This window comes from Leptospira inadai serovar Lyme str. 10 (assembly GCF_000243675.2).
GTDB classification, from domain to species: domain Bacteria; phylum Spirochaetota; class Leptospiria; order Leptospirales; family Leptospiraceae; genus Leptospira_B; species Leptospira_B inadai.
Genome location: NZ_AHMM02000017.1, coordinates 12,552 through 29,029, shown reverse-complemented (window position 1 = coordinate 29,029; position 16,478 = coordinate 12,552). Strand labels below are relative to the sequence as shown.

Annotated in this window: 16 protein-coding genes and 1 tRNA gene; 5 read left to right on the top strand and 12 right to left on the bottom strand. The window is 45.5% G+C overall.

Going from position 1 to position 16,478, the window contains the following annotated elements; translation table 11 throughout:
* Positions 1-14: 14 nt before the first annotated feature.
* The 3 genes from LEP1GSC047_RS09425 (at position 15) to LEP1GSC047_RS09415 (ending at position 3,218) form a co-directional block, all read left to right on the top strand.
* Entirely contained in the window at positions 15-1,145 is a 1,131-nt protein-coding gene (locus LEP1GSC047_RS09425) for an acyl-CoA dehydrogenase family protein (RefSeq protein ID WP_010418853.1), read from the top strand.
* Between the two features lie 34 nt (positions 1,146-1,179).
* Positions 1,180-2,403 carry an Lsa36 family surface (lipo)protein gene (locus LEP1GSC047_RS09420; protein ID WP_020988778.1) on the top strand — a complete coding sequence of 408 codons (1,224 nt, stop codon included), beginning with the start codon at positions 1,180-1,182 and terminating at the stop codon, positions 2,401-2,403.
* Between the two features lie 206 nt (positions 2,404-2,609).
* Complete coding sequence (locus LEP1GSC047_RS09415) at positions 2,610-3,218, top strand: hypothetical protein (RefSeq protein WP_010418859.1); 609 nt, start codon at positions 2,610-2,612, stop codon at positions 3,216-3,218.
* A 66-nt stretch (positions 3,219-3,284) separates the two neighbouring features.
* Here LEP1GSC047_RS09415 and LEP1GSC047_RS09410 read toward each other — a convergent pair whose 3' ends face one another.
* The 12 genes from LEP1GSC047_RS09410 to LEP1GSC047_RS09355 all read right to left on the bottom strand — a co-directional run bounded on the left by LEP1GSC047_RS09410 (position 3,285) and on the right by LEP1GSC047_RS09355 (position 14,979).
* Positions 3,285-4,580, bottom strand: coding sequence for an MFS transporter (locus tag LEP1GSC047_RS09410; RefSeq protein WP_010418860.1), 1,296 nt, complete (start codon positions 4,578-4,580; stop codon positions 3,285-3,287).
* Between the two features lie 123 nt (positions 4,581-4,703).
* A complete protein-coding gene (locus tag LEP1GSC047_RS09405; protein WP_010418863.1) occupies positions 4,704-5,060 on the bottom strand; it encodes a phasin-related domain-containing protein in 357 nt (118 codons plus the stop codon).
* 102 nt (positions 5,061-5,162) lie between these two features.
* Complete coding sequence (locus tag LEP1GSC047_RS09400; RefSeq protein WP_010418865.1) at positions 5,163-5,738, bottom strand: bifunctional nuclease domain-containing protein; 576 nt, start codon at positions 5,736-5,738, stop codon at positions 5,163-5,165.
* Between the two features lie 59 nt (positions 5,739-5,797).
* Entirely contained in the window at positions 5,798-7,675 is a 1,878-nt protein-coding gene (locus LEP1GSC047_RS09395; RefSeq protein ID WP_010418867.1) for an alpha/beta hydrolase, read from the bottom strand.
* Between the two features lie 301 nt (positions 7,676-7,976).
* Positions 7,977-8,609, bottom strand: a complete 633-nt coding sequence (locus LEP1GSC047_RS09390) for an Rpn family recombination-promoting nuclease/putative transposase (protein WP_010418869.1) — start codon at positions 8,607-8,609, stop codon at positions 7,977-7,979.
* 1,513 nt (positions 8,610-10,122) lie between these two features.
* A tRNA-Ile gene (locus LEP1GSC047_RS09385) sits at positions 10,123-10,196 on the bottom strand.
* A gap of 44 nt (positions 10,197-10,240) precedes the next feature.
* Positions 10,241-10,750 carry a hypothetical protein gene (locus LEP1GSC047_RS09380; protein WP_020988659.1) on the bottom strand — a complete coding sequence of 170 codons (510 nt, stop codon included), beginning with the start codon at positions 10,748-10,750 and terminating at the stop codon, positions 10,241-10,243.
* The gene (locus LEP1GSC047_RS09375; protein WP_010418875.1) at positions 10,747-11,244 is read right to left on the bottom strand and encodes an LIC_11959 family protein; all 498 of its coding nucleotides are present in this window, start codon (positions 11,242-11,244) and stop codon (positions 10,747-10,749) included. The genes LEP1GSC047_RS09380 and LEP1GSC047_RS09375 overlap by 4 nt, the downstream gene beginning before the upstream one ends.
* A 2-nt stretch (positions 11,245-11,246) precedes the next feature.
* Entirely contained in the window at positions 11,247-12,575 is a 1,329-nt protein-coding gene (locus tag LEP1GSC047_RS09370) for a HEAT repeat domain-containing protein (RefSeq protein WP_238325554.1), read from the bottom strand.
* Positions 12,508-12,999, bottom strand: coding sequence for a response regulator (locus LEP1GSC047_RS09365; RefSeq protein ID WP_010418882.1), 492 nt, complete (start codon positions 12,997-12,999; stop codon positions 12,508-12,510). Before LEP1GSC047_RS09365 ends, LEP1GSC047_RS09370 begins: the two co-directional genes overlap by 68 nt.
* Before the next feature lie 120 nt (positions 13,000-13,119).
* A complete protein-coding gene (locus LEP1GSC047_RS09360; RefSeq protein WP_010418886.1) occupies positions 13,120-14,337 on the bottom strand; it encodes a 6-hydroxymethylpterin diphosphokinase MptE-like protein in 1,218 nt (405 codons plus the stop codon).
* A 147-nt stretch (positions 14,338-14,484) separates the two neighbouring features.
* Complete coding sequence (locus tag LEP1GSC047_RS09355; protein ID WP_180993197.1) at positions 14,485-14,979, bottom strand: DNA primase; 495 nt, start codon at positions 14,977-14,979, stop codon at positions 14,485-14,487.
* A gap of 132 nt (positions 14,980-15,111) precedes the next feature.
* Between LEP1GSC047_RS09355 and LEP1GSC047_RS09350 the strand changes: the two genes are divergently transcribed.
* Positions 15,112-15,744, top strand: coding sequence for a TlpA family protein disulfide reductase (locus tag LEP1GSC047_RS09350; protein WP_010418891.1), 633 nt, complete (start codon positions 15,112-15,114; stop codon positions 15,742-15,744).
* Positions 15,741-16,436: a type 1 glutamine amidotransferase gene (locus LEP1GSC047_RS09345; RefSeq protein ID WP_010418896.1), complete on the top strand. Its 696-nt coding sequence runs from the start codon at positions 15,741-15,743 to the stop codon at positions 16,434-16,436. Before LEP1GSC047_RS09350 ends, LEP1GSC047_RS09345 begins: the two co-directional genes overlap by 4 nt.
* Positions 16,437-16,478: the final 42 nt, after the last annotated feature.

The following is a 16,478-nucleotide window of genomic DNA, read 5'->3' as shown; positions in this document are numbered from 1 at the left end:
CGAGGGAATATTTAATGGAAAGAGTCCTGCAATTTACCGAGGAACATGAAGCGTTCCGAGACATGGCACGCAAATTCTTTGAAACGGAAGTGGCGCCCCACCATCACGAATGGGAAAAAGTGGGAATGGTTCCCAAGGAACTCTGGAGGAAGGCAGGAGCTAGCGGCTTACTGTGCCCGGATGTTCCGGAAGAATACGGAGGATCCGGAGCCGATTTCTTATATAATATAGTTGTAATAGAGGAATCTTCTAAAGTCGGAAACAGCGGTTTTTTCGTATCACTCCATAACGACGTAATTGCGCCGTACATCTCCGCCTACGGGAACGAGGAGCAAAAGAAGCGTTGGCTTCCCGGTTGTTGTTCCGGAGATAGCATTCTGGCCGTAGCCATGACCGAGCCCGGCTCCGGATCGGATCTAAAAAGTATTCGAACCAGCGCGGTCGATAAGGGGGATCATTACTTAGTCAACGGCCAAAAAACGTTTATTTCGAACGGACAGTTGGCAAATTTAGTAATTACCGCCGTAAAACATGAAAACGGAACGATTTCACTTGTTATGATAGAAGAGGGAATGAAAGGTTTTGAGAGAGGTAGAAATCTCGAAAAAATCGGACTCAAGGCCCAGGATACTTCGGAGCTATATTTTAATGATGTAAAAGTTCCAAAAGAAAACGTTATCGGAAAAGACGGACAAGGGTTTCGTTATTTAATGATGAAGCTGGCTCAGGAACGTTTAGTTCTTGCAGTCGCCGCAGTCGAGGCCACTGCCTTGGTGCATAAGATGACCTTGAAATACATCAAGGAACGCATGGCTTTCGGAAAGAAGATCGGGACCTTCCAGCATATCAAATTTCAGATGGCGGAGATGGCCACCGAGCTTGAAATGTGCCGTACGTTCATCGACAAAGTCGTGACCGAACATATGAAAGGAAATAAATTGACCGTAGAGGCTTCTATGGCCAAATATTATTCCACCGAGATGCAAAAGCGTCATACCGACCAATGCCTCCAATTCTTCGGAGGATACGGTTACATGATGGAATATCCTATTGCCAGAGCCTACTTAGACGCAAGAATCCAAACGATTTATGCGGGCACTACCGAGATTATGAAAGAAATTATTGGCAGCAGCCTCGGTCTCTGAAAGAATCTGGACTTTGCCGTCGTCCTAAGTTAGTATGGACGAGATGGTTCCTGTTAAGAGAATTCCTAGGCGGTGTATTCATTACATCGCCTTTATTATTTTAGGCGTTGCCGCGTATGTAGTACCGACTTTTCCGGTTCAAGCTCAAATTACCTGTACTCCTCCGCTCACGGGGAATAATGTGTGTACAATAATTCCGGCGAATATCCAGGCGGATTTTAACGGCTTACAGCAAGCGATACAAACTCAATATCTAAACGAAATCACAAAGTCGATGGCCAATGCCGCGGTGATGAGTAATATTAACGCCTCCATGATGGGGCCTGGAACGGTAAATCGGTTTCAAATCGGAGCGGGCATTTCTGCGGGTGGTGTTAAAAATAGTGATATTACCGTTTCTTATAATGGGACGACTCTTCCTGCCATGCCGAATGTAGGGGCTTCCATCAACCCTTCTCTTATGCTGGGCGTAAATTTGGGTTGGCTATTGGGGAAAGGCCAATCCGACCAGCCGGATAAATCCGATACGGTTCCGGAATCTCAGAGATCTTTTTTGCACCGTTTGAATTTCTATGTTCACGGTTTCCACGGAAATATCGGGTCGGGAGATTTAAAATCTCTGACTCATCAGGCTTCCAACGGTCTGCATTTGGATGGAAGTGCGAATTCATTTGGGGCGACATTACGGTTTCAACTCGCGCGGGAACGTTATACTCGCCTTGATTTCTTCGGTTTTACGGGGCTAAGTCTAGGAGTGGGTTTTCATAGACAGGACGAAGGCATCAATATAGTTTATGCTCCCGGGATCAATTCGGCGGCTAAGGTAAATTTCGGTTCCGCGTCCGGACGATGGGATGAGACAGTCACCTTCGCTTATCGAAATAAAGTTCAGTCCGTTCCGGTAGATATAAGAACCGGTGTTCGTCTCTTTTATTTTTTAACGATCTTCGCGGGCGGAGGAATTAGCAATAATACCGGATATGCGAAAGTTAATTTAGATATTAACGGACCCTTATATTTGGCGGCGAATATACCTTCTTCGTCGGGATTGCCGGCAGCGGTGATTCAACAGTTAAACGGAGGAGCGAGCGGAACCTTAAGAGTTCATACGGGAGGTTCCGCTTACGTGAAAAGCCAGACAAGCTACATATTAGGCGGGTTTGAAATCAACTTACTGACATTTAAGATTTTGGCAGAAGGAATGATGACCACCGATAAATTGTATTCGGCAAATCTAGGAGTCAAGTTTGCGTTATAAAAGAATCCGAGAAGGGACACTCAACAAAAAACGAAATTCCGCTCTTCGAAATGGATTTTGCAAAATAGGAAGAATTTTCTCTTTTTATCAATAAAGCCGCTATCATTGGGCATGAGTCTTGCAAAGTATAAATAGGGAAGTCGATTGGCTCTATAATCTTATCTGTTTTGTATAAGAATTCAGCAGTCCGCCCCCAGAGGTGAATAATGATTCATACCCCGGAAAAACCGCTTCACCTTTCCTGCATCCGAAGGGGCGAGTCATACGCTCTAAAGGTTAATATTTCCAGAAACGAAATCGGGATCATATATAGAGTCACTGCCGTTTTATATGTCCACGGCTGGAATATCGAAGAGGCGATAGCGGAAACTTCCGTGGACGGTTATATTCAGGATATTTTCATCGTTCGCAGGATAGACGGCGAGGCGATGACGGATGAGCATCTGAATGCGATTCACCTGGACTTAAAGGAACTCTTTTACGGAGGAGTTTCGGTGATGAATTATTTAGCCAAGCATCCTGAAAAAATAGAAGGTTTACGCGTGAAATTGGAACAGATTCCCGAGATCTTTCTTTTCAATTCCGAAATTAGCGATTCGACCGTAATGGACTTACGGATGGAAGATCGACCCGGGATTCTATTCGAGATATCTCAAATCCTTTTTCTCTTCGGAATCGATATACTTTCCTTTAAGGCGGTTACCGACTCGGGACAGGTAAGAGACACGTTTTTGCTTCGCTTGGAAAGTGGAGCGAAGCTGGATGAGAAATTACATTTCGGTAAACTCAAGGACGCCATGCTGTCCGTCCTCTAAGCCACGTACCGGAACGTTTGATTATCGATCTTCAAAGAAAAATAGATATATAGTACTCCACTTCGTTTAAGCGTGATGTTTTTTAGGCTGACGTAAAAACCAGAAAAGAATTAAAAAAACGGCACTTAGAACGGCGGATACCAGGAATGAAATTTGCGGACCTCGTTGAGAGTAAACAAGGCTAAACGCGATCGGGGAAATTCCTCTACCTAAAGAGCCTAGGCTTCGAAGAAGACCAATGTTCTTACCCTGATCTTGAGGCGGAGAAAATAAGGAAACCATTGCGGAAATCGACGGATTTAGGAAGGCGCTTCCCATCGCTAAAAAGGTGAGAGCAAGAAATAATTGCGTATCCGAGTTCGTAAAGGAGAGAAGTAAAAAACCGAAGGTAAGTAATCCGCAAGCCAAGAGTCCGATTCGCTTTTCGGGAATTTTTCCGCTGATTCTTCGGATAATTCCTCCTTGGACGACCACGATAATCAATCCTATATAAACGAAAGTATAACCGATTTGGATCGGCTTGAAATTCAGGAACTGATCCAGATAGAAGTTTAAAGAGAATTCAAAACCGGAAAAGAAAAATAAGAAGAGAAAATTCAATAGGCTTAAAAAGAGGACTTCTCTGGAACCTATATCAAAAACTCCTAATATAGGGTGAAGTCGCCCTTCCGGCTTTCGCCTGAGGGAGATCGGAAGAGTTTCCCTGAATCTAAACAATACGAACAGTAGGTTTACTAGTGCGGCGGCGCTTGCAGCCAGGGCAACGGACGGGAAGACGGTCATTTTAGACCAAGGAAAAAAGGGGAGCAGGATGGACGGATCGGTATGAGCTAAAATACCCCCGATAGACGGACCCGCAATGAACCCTAGCCCGATTCCGGCTCCGATCATTCCCATTCCTTTCGCTCTATCTTTTTCTTCGGTCAGGTCGGCCATAGCCGCGGTCGCAACGGAAATATTTCCGCCCATCAGACCGGTAAGTATTCTGGATAGTACAAAGAGAGAAAAACTTCCGGAGGCAAGCCAGACCAAGTAACCAAAAAAACTTCCGGTGCAGGTAAAAACAAGAACCGGCCTTCTCCCGGTTCGATCCGAAAGTTTTCCCCAAATGGGCGCGAATAAAAATTGGAGAACGGAATACAGACTCGCGACGATTCCGCCAAAAAGAGCCACGAAAAGTTTCCAGTCGCCGCCCGAGTTAACAAGCAGACGCGAGGTCCAACCCGCCAAAAGATCGAGTACCGGATCGCCCGCCTGAGCTAGAAAATGATTTAGAGTTTCCGGGAAGATCGGAAAGATGAGGGAAAACCCCATCATATCGATAAAAACTGTAAGAACTAAAATGAAAGATTGCTTCCTCATGGGCGGACGTGGCTCTTCTTAGGTTACTGATAAGAGGAAGTACTCCTCTTATTTTTATTGCCTAGTATTTGAGCCGAGTCTTCCTTGTCCCGAATTTTTCTCCGCCCAGGAGGAACTATGCGGTTACTGTTTTTTTGTTAACTTGCTAAGTTCGTCGATTGCCGATTTTGCCTTGGCTTTTAAATCTTCCGGAAGCAACTCGTTTACTTGCAGAGAAATTTTTTCAAAGTTTTCCTTGAGCTGTTGGTAAATCTCTTTCGTTTCGGCGTTCGCATTTTGCAGTTTGGATTGGGCGTCGGAGACGGTTTTCTGGACCAGATCTCGGAATCGATTTGCCTGCTCGGATTGGTCTTGAGAACCTTTCGCACGAAGTTCTTCGTAAAGTTTTTCCAGATCGGCGAGAGATTGCTTTAGCTTGCTTTCTCCCGACTGGAAAGCGGCAATTCCTGCGTTTAAGATATCCATTAAAATCTTTTCCATCGAAAGACCTCCGACACAGTGCTCAATGGTAGAAATTGAATCCTATTTCTTCAAGCTAAATCGAAAAAAGGGGAAATTTGAACGGTCCGTTAGAAGCCATTTTCAAGAGGGGTTTTCCAACATTTTACGAATTTGGTCCCTAATTTTAGCGGCAGTTTCGTAATCTTCCGCCTTTAATGCGTTGTCCAAAGAATCCTGCAAAATTTCGAGCTGCGATTTGGGGAGTTGGGAAATCTTTTCCTTGCCGATCGTTTCACCCGGGATCTCGTCGTCTTTCATGACGATTCCCGCCTCTTCGATGACTTTTTTTGCGAGGTAAATCGGAGCGCTTGCACGGAGAGCGAGTGCGATCGAGTCGCTAGGCCTTGCATCCAATACAATCAGCTCTTCATCTTTCCGCAAGGTGATCTTGGCGTAGAACGTATTATCGATAATTTCCTCTATGGCAATCTTAACTATCTGCACGCCTAACGTGGTGAGTAAAATCGTCATTAAATCGTGAGTCATGGGTCGAGGTGGTTTGGTTCCTTCTAAAACGGAAGTAATCGAGTGCGTTTCAAGGGGGCCGATGAAAATGGGTACGACCCGTTGATCGGAGTCGTCTTTTGCTTTCAGGAATACCGCGAATCCAACGTTGGTTAGGGAAATATTGTAAATGTTCGCTTCTATTAAATCCATTCCTAGTATTAGACCCTATCTTTCGATTTCCGAAATGTCAAGCCTTCTAAACTGACAATTCAGGTCGAGTCTAATCCGCGAATCCAGGAATCAATTTCGGCGCACATTTCTCTAACAACAGGCATATGGAAAACGATTCCCAGATGACCTTGTTCGTACGAGAGAATTCGGTTTTTTTCATGAGGCAGCGCGACGAGATCCGCCTTGATCGTTTCGCTCGGAACCACCTTATCCAGAGAACCGAGAATGGAAAGGAGAGGAATGCTTAAATTCTTTTGAAGGGCAGTGTAGTCCAAATTCCCGTCGTACGAAAGAAAGGAATGGTCCTGGCTGAGTTGAGAACGAAGAAATTGTAAAACGACTTTAGTCGATTCTTCGCAGAAAATATCCTCGATCAAAAAATACCATTCCGGCGGAGAAATTTGTCGGTAGCCGACAAAATCCCTGAGGTTTACCACTCTCGTGTGTAGATCGAAGGAAACTGCTCTTAAAGAAGAGTGTAATCCCAGTAGAAATTTAAAGAATTTATTTAGATCTACCGTAGGAAGTGTCGTTTGCAAAGAAAAGGAAGTTAGGTCAAACAGGAAATCCGAGATCGACTTGGACGGAACCAACTTCAATCCCATTTTCAAGACATCCAGGCCCGGAATTTGAGCTTGGAGTCGAATGAAATTCGGGGACGTAATCGACACGATGCCGGCAATCGTATCTTCCGGTCTTGGTAGCGGAACGATCGGATTTCGCTTTTTTTTCACGATCTCTTCGTAGGCTGCGGAATAAAAGCGAGGGATCATTCCTCCCATACTGTGACCTAGGACAACATTCCGTTCGTTCGGAAAATTCTCCGTTAGCCAATTTAAAACTGCTGGAAAATCCTCCTGGATAAAGTCATCGACCGTCCAGCCTTCTCGAATTCCGAATGGTGGGAGAGTTCTACGCGAACGACCTCGCATATCCATGGAAAAAACGCGGTACCCGTGTTTGAGAGATAATTCTCTGGCTACCTTATCCATGACGGAACGACGACAGAAAAATCCCGGAATCAAGATTAGGTTTTTTCCGGTATCGTTTCTGTCTTTCGGCTCGAATCTTTTTAAACTAACCGAAAAACCGTCTCCCGAAGGAATGATATAACTCGCGTCTAAACGGTAAGATCTTTGGTAGGTGTGAGAATCGAATATAATGGTAGTTACCGGGTCATTTTGTCCGTATCCACGAGTATAGAAAAGATTCTTTGCTCGGGAATTTAGATCCGATTTTTCGATATTCTTCCGAGCGTAGTAGGGATCTCCCTTCGGACCCATTTCTCTGGAGATTACGAAGTCCACCACGTCATACAGACAATAGAGTTGCTGGCGAACTTCTTCCTCCTGTTCTTCCGTCATATTGTCTCGACGGATTCCCCAGAGCATTCCTATCGGATATCCCTTAACAAATAGCGGGATGCCGGCGGCATAATTCATAGTCTCCGTTAAAAGCTTTTTGAGATTCGGATGGATTCTTACGTCTTGCAAACTATGAAAGTATACTTCCGGTCTGGCTTTCTTTTCCACGGAAAGGATCGCCTCCCGGAGATAGCCTGCGGAAATATTTGCCGGATCCTGAATGGAAATCGGAATCGTATTGCGTATGAACTCGTCGATGCTTTGGAGCCCGACGCGGTTGGCGACTTCCTTCATTTTAAAATGAGTGGCGGATGCGACGATCTTCAGGTCTTTACCCTGAATGGATTCGAAAATCGAATATTGAAATACCGGTTTGCCGTTCGGTAAGGTCATCGCGACCATCTTATTTACGAAGGAATTCCAAACTTTTTGTAAAAAGATATTCGTGGGTTCGGATACCGGAAAGATATAAATATCATCCGGACTGACAGTATAAGAACTGCCTTTCCGGCGCGGTTTGGGGCTGACCTTTCGGGCGGTGGTCTGGTCCATACGGCTAATTTTTTAATTCAGGTCTTTTCCATGCAATCTGGATTCGAAACTCTGACTAACCCTTTTGGGGGATGCCTCTCAAATCCCTTTGGAAAAAAGAAATTGCGGAAATCGGGCGTCTTATTTTGCGACCCATAGGGAGCAAAATACCCGGAGGGTGACAGAGCGAAGCGAAGTCAGATCTTGGATGTACAGGTTAAGAAAAAATCAAGACGGCATTTTTTGCGACCCATAGCTCTACCTTTGCAGCATAGAGCAAATCCTAAAGCCATTACCGAGGATATTTTGAGGTCTATCAAGCTTACTCGAGAATCCCATGATCCCGCAAATCTTTCTCGGTCAGCTCCGTAACACGCAGAACTACCTTGAGATCAATACCTTCCGCAAGCATCTTGCGAGCGTCTTCCAGCCTGCCTTTCTGGATCCCCTCTTGAATCAGTCTTTCTGCCGTGGTCATTGCTACCTCCTCGTATCTCTCTAATTTCCTGCGATGGAGCATCTCCTTCAAGTCTGAAGGCTGGAAATCCTTTACCCAGAAAATATATAAAAGTAATTTGTGTAAGATTGCAACTCTTTTAGATTCGTCCCCAATCCCATCTAAGAGGGAAAGTAAGCCGGGTAAATGATTCACAAAAACCGCTTCTCCTTCCCGAATCCTCTGTACTATTCCGAGGATTACTTGGAGCGATATACTTTCTAATCTCTCTTGTAATTCCACTCCGGATAGATCGAAAAGATCTATTTTAAAGTTCGGAATAAATTCGGATAAGACTCTCGTTTCTTCTTCAAGAAGTTTAAATTGGCTTAAGAAAGTTTCGCCTAACGTCCATCGCTTCTCTCCATGATAAAAAACGAATGGGATTACGACGGAATAGATTCCCTCTGTTCTTACTTGATTCCTGTAGATCTCCGAAAGATAGCCTAGCAGTTGCACATAAATGCCCGTTGCAGAGGACTGACGACAGAAGACGGATGCGTTCGCTTCGCGCACGCTAGACAGAAGCTGCTTGACATTGGAAAGGTTACAGAAGTAGAGGAGATATCTACTGTAACACAGGAAGCTGTCTCTAGAACATGGAAACCCTGCTTACCTATGTTCTGTCCTCCGTCCTCAGTCATCTGTCCTCTGAAAGATTTCGGACATACATAAAATCCGGTTCCGAAATCGAAATTGATGCGTGATATTTTAGGAAAGCCGAACCGGATGTTTCTTACTTGTAAAACCCCTCCCGATGAGAAATCGCCTCGGAAGGTAAAGGTCGAAGTTTAGCAACGACTAACGCGACCTGCGAGCCCATGTTTGAAGCTAAAAAGTGATTAAATAAAAGGACGTTCACCAATTTTACTTTGAAATTTTCTCATAACCATTCGATAGGTCAGTTAGTTAACTGAATAATTCGATAGTCGCCAAAACCTTTATAATCTTCCAAAATGGAATGAACATTGTGAGTAGAATTCCTTTAGCTCCCGCTAGACAGAAGCTGCTACTAGTTGGAAAGGCAGCAGAGGCAGGGGAAAAATCCACTGACACGCCCGAATCTTTCTTTAGAACGTGGAAACTCCGCTCATTAATGTTCTTTCCTCGGTCATCTGTCTTCAGTTCTTTGCACCTACCGTGACTCGCGGGAGAAACTTGAAACTCAGGATTCCTCGAACCCTATGCAGTCTCCCATCCTGGTCGACTAAGCTCCACGGCGTCTTTTTCGCGCTTTCGTCCCTCCTGGACTCAGGTCGCATTTGCGACGCTCTCTATCGTTGCTTTTGTTTTAGACTCTCGGCAAGGATTCAAAATTTGGCTTCACTATGTTCAGCCACCCTCCAGGTATTTTGCTCCCTATGGGTCGCAAAATAGATCGCTATAAACGCTCTCGCTCAAAAGCTTCAAGTCCTTCCGATGAAATTTATAAGGGAAAATTGTCTGGGCCCAGAAGGACTTGCCGTTACGCAGTTTGCCATCGTGGCAAACTAAGCTCCACGGCGTCTTTTTCGCGCCTTCGTCCCTCCTGGACTCAGGTCGCGTTTATGTACGCTCTAAGGGTCGCTATAAACGCTCTCGCTCAAAAGCTTCAAGTCCTTCCGATGAAATTTATAAGGGAAAATTGTCTGGGCCCAGAAGGACTTGAACCTGTAACCCGGAGATTTGAGTTGCCGCTTCGAGACAAATGAAGCGAAGGAGAATTGTCTGGGCCCAGAAGGACTTGCCGTTACGCAGTTTGCCGTCGTGGCAAACTAAGCTCCACGGCGTCTTTTTCGCGCCTTCGTCCCTCCTGGACTCAGGTCGCGTTTATGTACGCTCTAAGGGTCGCTATAAACGCTCTCGCTCAAAAGCTTCAAGTCCTTCCGATGAAATTTATAAGGGAAAATTGTCTGGGCCCAGAAGGACTTGAACCTGTAACCCGGAGATTTGAGTTGCCGCTTCGAGACAAATGAAGCGAAGGAGAATTGTCTGGGCCCAGAAGGACTTGAACCTTCGACCCGCAGATTATGAGTCTGCCGCTCTAACCAACTGAGCTATAGGCCCGACCGCTCCAGTTTTTCCGAGAGCCGGACCGCAGCAAGCCCATTTCATGATTCGATTGGCCTTCCCAAATAGCGTTCCGGAAGAGAAAACCAATTCTCCAGATCCTTTCGTTCTCGATAAAATGCGATGTAGACGGTGTAAGCGAGTTCGTCCTTACGAATCAAAAAAAAATACAATCGTAGAGGGTTTGCACCCGAAAAATCCTCCTTGGTCCAGCGCAAGATTTCCGCACCGTCAATGGAAACTTTCTCCGGCTCTTTTCCGGGAAAGATCTCACTGACGGAATTTTTTGCGATTTCGGCTTCTCCCACTCGATCTAATTTTCTCCAGATCAGAATCCAAGGTCGATCCTTTAAGGGAATCGCTCTCCATCGTTTACGGGACTCGGTTCGAACTAACGCTTTTTCGGGAAAAGAGATCGTCAAAAAATTTTCCCGAAAAATTTCTCCAGGCTGATAAACTTTTTGATCCGGATCTAAGGGAACTGCGGACGGTCCGTTTTGCGAAGATAAAAATAGTATAAAAAATAAAAGCGCTCGAGAACCCCCTTTCAAAGTAAAATTTCCTCGAGAATAAGTTCCTTATATTCTTTTAGCTGAAAGACCGGAATCGAATGCTTTTCTTTTCGGTCGGCTAACGTGTCTTCTCCTTTCTTTTTGAAACGGCGGATAACTTTGTTTTCAAAAACGAATACGCCCAAATATTCCCCCGTAACCTCGTAGGGCGCGCCTCCGGAAAGCCGGGAGGCGTATTTCTTAAGTCTCCGATCGAATTTGTTTTCGCGATACTTAAAATAAAAGGTATGTCCATTCCAGTCGTAAAAGACCGCATAATTTCCGTCTAAGCCCTGAAAGAAAAGCTTCAAGGTTTCGGGAAAGTTCGGAGAGGAATCACTCAAACTCTCTTTCATATCGAGAGATCGGGGCTCGTCGAGAGAAATCGTTCCTCGATAGGTGTTTCCGCCGGGCTCGGAGGCTAAGCTAAATGTGAATACGAGTCCGATTGCAAAGAAGACCTCTACCGCACGATTTCCGCAAAGCCCGAACATAATTAAGGATTCTCTAATTCTTCCGACTCCTCATCGGCAAAAGGAACGACTTTCTTATCGGGTTTCGAAGTTTTAGAGGATTTGCTTTCTTCCGGTTTCGAAGAATCTCCCTTAGTTTTGGAATCCGTTTTCGAAGATTCGGCTTTAGGCTTTGTCGCAGTATCCTCCGGTTTTGTAGGCGGAATAAAATCAGGGGAAATTTTTTTGCGAAGCTTGTCTAAAGCTGCCTGAGCGGCACGTTTTACTTTTTCACTAGGATCTCTTTGGGCTTTGTATTCCAAAATTTCTATGACCGCCGGATCTTCCGTTTCCGCCAAATGTTTGATCGCTCGCAATCGAACGACTGCGTCATCGTCTCTCGCGAAAGAATAAAGCTCTTCGATGATGTCCTTATCGCCGAGGGAAACCAAAGCCGTGATCGTGTGAATCTTTAAGGCTTGGTAGTCTTGGATATCGGTTTTGGATTTTAAATTCCGGATTTTATTCAGCAATTCGGTCATAGGAGCGATAGCTGCGGTCGATTTCATCTTACCCAAGGCGTTGACGCAATATGCGCGTAAAGTGATGGGTTCTTTATCATCCTTGAAGGTGGTAATCAGGAGATTCTCGACGGATTTATTCTTTACTTTACCGAAATATAATGCAGTTTGGGCTCTCAATTCCGGATCGTTGAATTTCTCCTGAAATCTCGCTTCTAAAACGCGAAACGCCTCGTCCGCTTCCGGGAATTCGGCCAATGCATCGATTAAAGAAACGGTAAGGTTCGAATTTTTCGTAAAATCCTGGGCCTTCAACAGGTCGGTTAACAGAGGGATCGCGGACTTGAACTTTAACTTTTTGACCGCATAGACGGCTTCCTTCTGGACATCGGGTTGATCATACCGAACGAGCGCGACTATCTTATCCTCGAATTTGCTTAAGCCCAGAAGGCTCGAGATTCTTAGCGCATAGATGCGCATCGACCAATCCGGATCTTTTGCCAGGATGATTCCAACCTGATCGTACAGCTCTCCGGATTCCTCTTTCGGAAAATCTTCCAGCTCTCGCAACGCTACGGAGCGTTCTTTCGTGGTTCCGTACTTCAGAATTTGCAGGAGTACTTCTTTTTTCTTTCGAATCTGTTCCGCCGTATATTTCGGCTTTGTCGACTCTTTGGGCACGGCTCGCATAGGAGAGGAGCCGAGTAATACCATCGCCAATACCGTTATGACGAGCGGCTTCCGGATATGAAAACGGATGATTCCGAGTTGAAGGGGAGGTATGTCAGTCTCCAGTCTGCTGGAGCTTTCGATTTTCTTCTTCGAGTTCCTTGATTCTGCGGTTGAGTTCATTGACTAGGTGTTGGTTCTCCAAGTTCTGATGGAACTTTTCAATCAGGGAATGTATGTCCCTGCTAAGGTCTTCAATATTCCAGGGCTTTTCGACGTACCGACTCAGTCCTCCGAAATTAATGGCATGAATTGCCGAATCCAGACCGGCCTGACCGGTCAGTAAAATCTTAATCGAATCGGGAGACTTCTTATGGACGGACTCCAGAAAGTCGGCTCCTTTCATTCCCGGCATCACCTGGTCGGTGATGATTACTTCGATCACGAAGCCGGAATTTTGGATTTCCTCCAAAAGGGAAAGCGCTTCCTCTGCGCTCCTTGCGGTTTCGATTTCATGAGTCTTACCGAATTCGTTATGGAGCTGCTCCTGGAGAGTTTCCAGAACCGATACTTCATCATCGACACAAATAATATAACCTTTATTCATAATCCTAGACCCAAAGGACGGTTCAATTTCCTGGAACTATAGAATTTTGGAGACTATTCTAAGAATGTCAATAAGAAGAATTTATAAAGAGGTCGGGGAGACTCTCGGACTCCAAGGTTTTTACTCAAGAATTCGACTTTCTCTCTGCAAGATAGAACAAATTCTTGCAGGAAATTCGGTCAGGGACGCGCTTGCAGTCCTCCAAAAAATTCCGGTTCGAGGGAATTCGGAAGAAATTTCCGATACTGCATTTTTCCAGTAAGGGGAAGGGGAAACATCCTTCGGCAGTTCTTCCAATAAGGTCAAAGGATTCCACTGTTTCCAAAAATTAAGTACACTCGTTCTTCGTATCCAGCTTGCATTGGAAGAATACCTTCCGGAATAGAGACTCTTCTTGCGAGTCAGAAAGAGGCGATCGTATCTTTCATAACCGCTTCCCCTGCAATGAGTTTTACCTCCGGTCCTGGAAAAATCCAAACCTTTCACGAGGCAGGATTCAAAGCCGAAGGCTTCCAAGACAGAAATGGCCATTCCGGCGATATTTAAAGTGGGATTTTCTAGGATCGGTGCCTCAGGGAAAAAATACATTCGGGCCATTTGGTCGAGAGGATGGGTGGAAACGTATAAAATTTTGGGGTTGGGAAGATCGAAGATTCTCGCCGATCCGCCCAACCAGGTAATGATAGGAATTTGATCCGGGGTATTTGCCGGAAAATGGAATCCGGTCCCACGCCCACTATCAATGGAAAGGATGGCATCCGGCAGAATCTTATTTTGGAGTAGAAAACCCAGGCTGGTATCCGAGGCGAGTAGATAGACTTTGGTCCGGTTTTTTTCTATCCAGTCCTTTTCTAATTCCAGGCTAGGCGAGGCTCCGATAAAACATCCGATTTGATTTTTTCGTACTGGAAGCTTTTTACAGATGATTCGAAACGCGGCGGGATTTTCTTGAAATCGCTTTGCATGGCGAAAGAAATTATGTACCCAGAGTTTCTCGTACGTTTCCTTTGCGATTCGGTTTTGGTCGGTGATGCCTATGGTTTGCAGAAAAGAAAGAATCTCTTGCGAAACTTCCGGAAATTTTCGAGCGTAGGCCGGGTGCAGGAAAACTTTGAAAGAACGGATTCCTTCCGGGATCCAACTGGTGCTAGGAAGCGTTTGAAATTTCTTCCAATCGTACCAGATGGGAATCGAGCCGATTTCTCGGCGCACAAAATCTCCAACCAGGGCTTCGAATTCCCCAAATGGCTCCAGGCAGAGAATCCGGGGCTTCGTTCCTAGGGTTTTCAAATAAGCGGAAATATGATACGCGCAACCGATTCCTACGAACAGAATCATCTCCGTATCCGAATTACTTCGAGGAGCGCTAGCGGCAATTCTCTCGCCTTCTTTACGCGGGTCTTTTTGGGAATGCAGGTGGAAGGAGGACGAGTCCTCCTTTAAATTCGGTTCGCCGTCAGGTTGGCGGACCAGGAGAAAAATAGGCTACTCTTCCTCTTCTTCGACGGTTTCTTCCTCTTCTTCCTCGTCCTCTTCGGTTTCTTCTTCATCCTCTTCTTCCTCGTCGTCGTCCTCATCATCGTCGTAGGATTCTTCACCTTCTTCACCGTCTTCCATATCCATGAGAGGCTTAGGCGTTTCTTCGGGGATAAAGTCTTCTTCGGTGTCTTCCTCCGCTATCGGAGCCTGAGGCGCCTCGAAAAGACCGTTAAATTTGGAATACGCAGGATCCGTGATCCGAGAATCTTGCTCGATCGCGGCTCTTTCTTCTTTCGTGACGTATTTGTATTGAACTTCTTCGTTGGAGAGTGCAAACATGGCTTGCACGGCCAGTTTTCTACCCTTGATTTTCTTAGGCAGGTCCAGGCGATCGATCCTATCCAGAATTTGAAAACCAGCTACGGCTCTTTCGTACTTGTTTTTCTTGGCTAATTCGATAAGAGTAACAATATCAAACTCAGAATTCTGGTGTTGGGTCATTTTTTGTTCCTGAAAAAGGATAGGAGCCTTAGATTTTACCATCTTCCGGAGTTTGGACGACCTGTCAACAACCTTATGTCTTCGTTTATTCCTTGAATTTCCGGGAGAATCCATAAATTTGGTAATCGCCCAATGGATTCTCAGGCAAACCCCGATTCCAGGCTTAATTTCTCTCGCTTTGTAGCGGGGATTTTCTTCCGCCTTTCTTTCCTACTCATTTTGGTCGGTAGTGCGACCTGTGCCCCCTCGGAACAATCCAATCTAGGCGTGCAGTCGTTCGAAGGAGTAACGTTAGACGGGCAGACAATTCGCTTGTCCGATATCCAAGCCGAACGAATCGCCTTGAATGTTTACGGCCCGAACTGCGTACCCTGCATTAAAGAAGTTCCTGTTTTGAATTACTTGTACAAGGATTTGGCATCGAATCCCAGAATCAAATTGTACATGGTCGTGGATCCGACCGTGTTTGTGGATTCTCCCGAAAAAATGACCGAAGAACAGATCATCAAGGAAGCGAATATTCAAATGAGAGAAGAGATCCGAAAATACGGTATAAAGCTTCCGGTTTTGATTATGAAAAAGCCGTTCCGGATTTCTAGAAATGACGGATTGGTAACCGGAACACCCGAGACCTTATTATTCAAAACGAAACCGCTTGTGCTATATTATAATTTTATCGGACCGATCAGCGAGGAATCGGACGTACTTGCGATACCGAAAGATGGAAAAGTAATTTTCTTTAAGCGAATGGCAGGATCCGTATGAGATGTTTGATCGTTCGATTCAAGGATTGCGAAGGACCCGGAACTCTCTTGGATTCCTTGCAGTCTCGAAAGTATCGGATAACATATCATAACGCGTACGATTCTACGATTCGAATTCTACCGGATGCACATCAGGTTTTCGATTTGATCGTACTGCTTGGCGGACCGCAAACGGTACACGATCCGGCTCAGGCGGATTTTTTTAGGCCTTGGTTCGATCTAACCTATAACCTGACTCAAATGGAATCTCGAAAGGTGATCGGAATTTGTCTTGGATCTCAGATTCTGGCGAAAGTTCTAGGGGCAAAGGTATCGGTGGGAGTCAAAGGACCTGAGGTCGGATTTTCGGATCTAAAAATCCTAGATTCCTCGCATCCTGTCTTTGCGCGTTTGGCCGGGAAGTCCGTGATTCCGGCGTTTCACTTACACGAAGACGTATTCGAATTACCTAACGGTGCGGAACTTCTTCTGGAAGGAAGCTTCTATCCGAATCAGATGTTCGCCTGGAAGAATCGGGTATTCGGAATTCAATGTCATTTAGAAGTAACCGCTCCCATGCTGGAAGTCTGGAAAACGGTGCATGGCGAATTCATTCAAAAAGCGGGCTGGATTCCTGGACCGGAAACGGGTCAAATTAGGTCTCAAATGGAAGAGGCTGGGCGAGCGCTTTTTGAAGGAATCTTGGATATTTAGAATGTTCCATCCTCGGAGGAACGGCGGGACCATTCGGGGAAA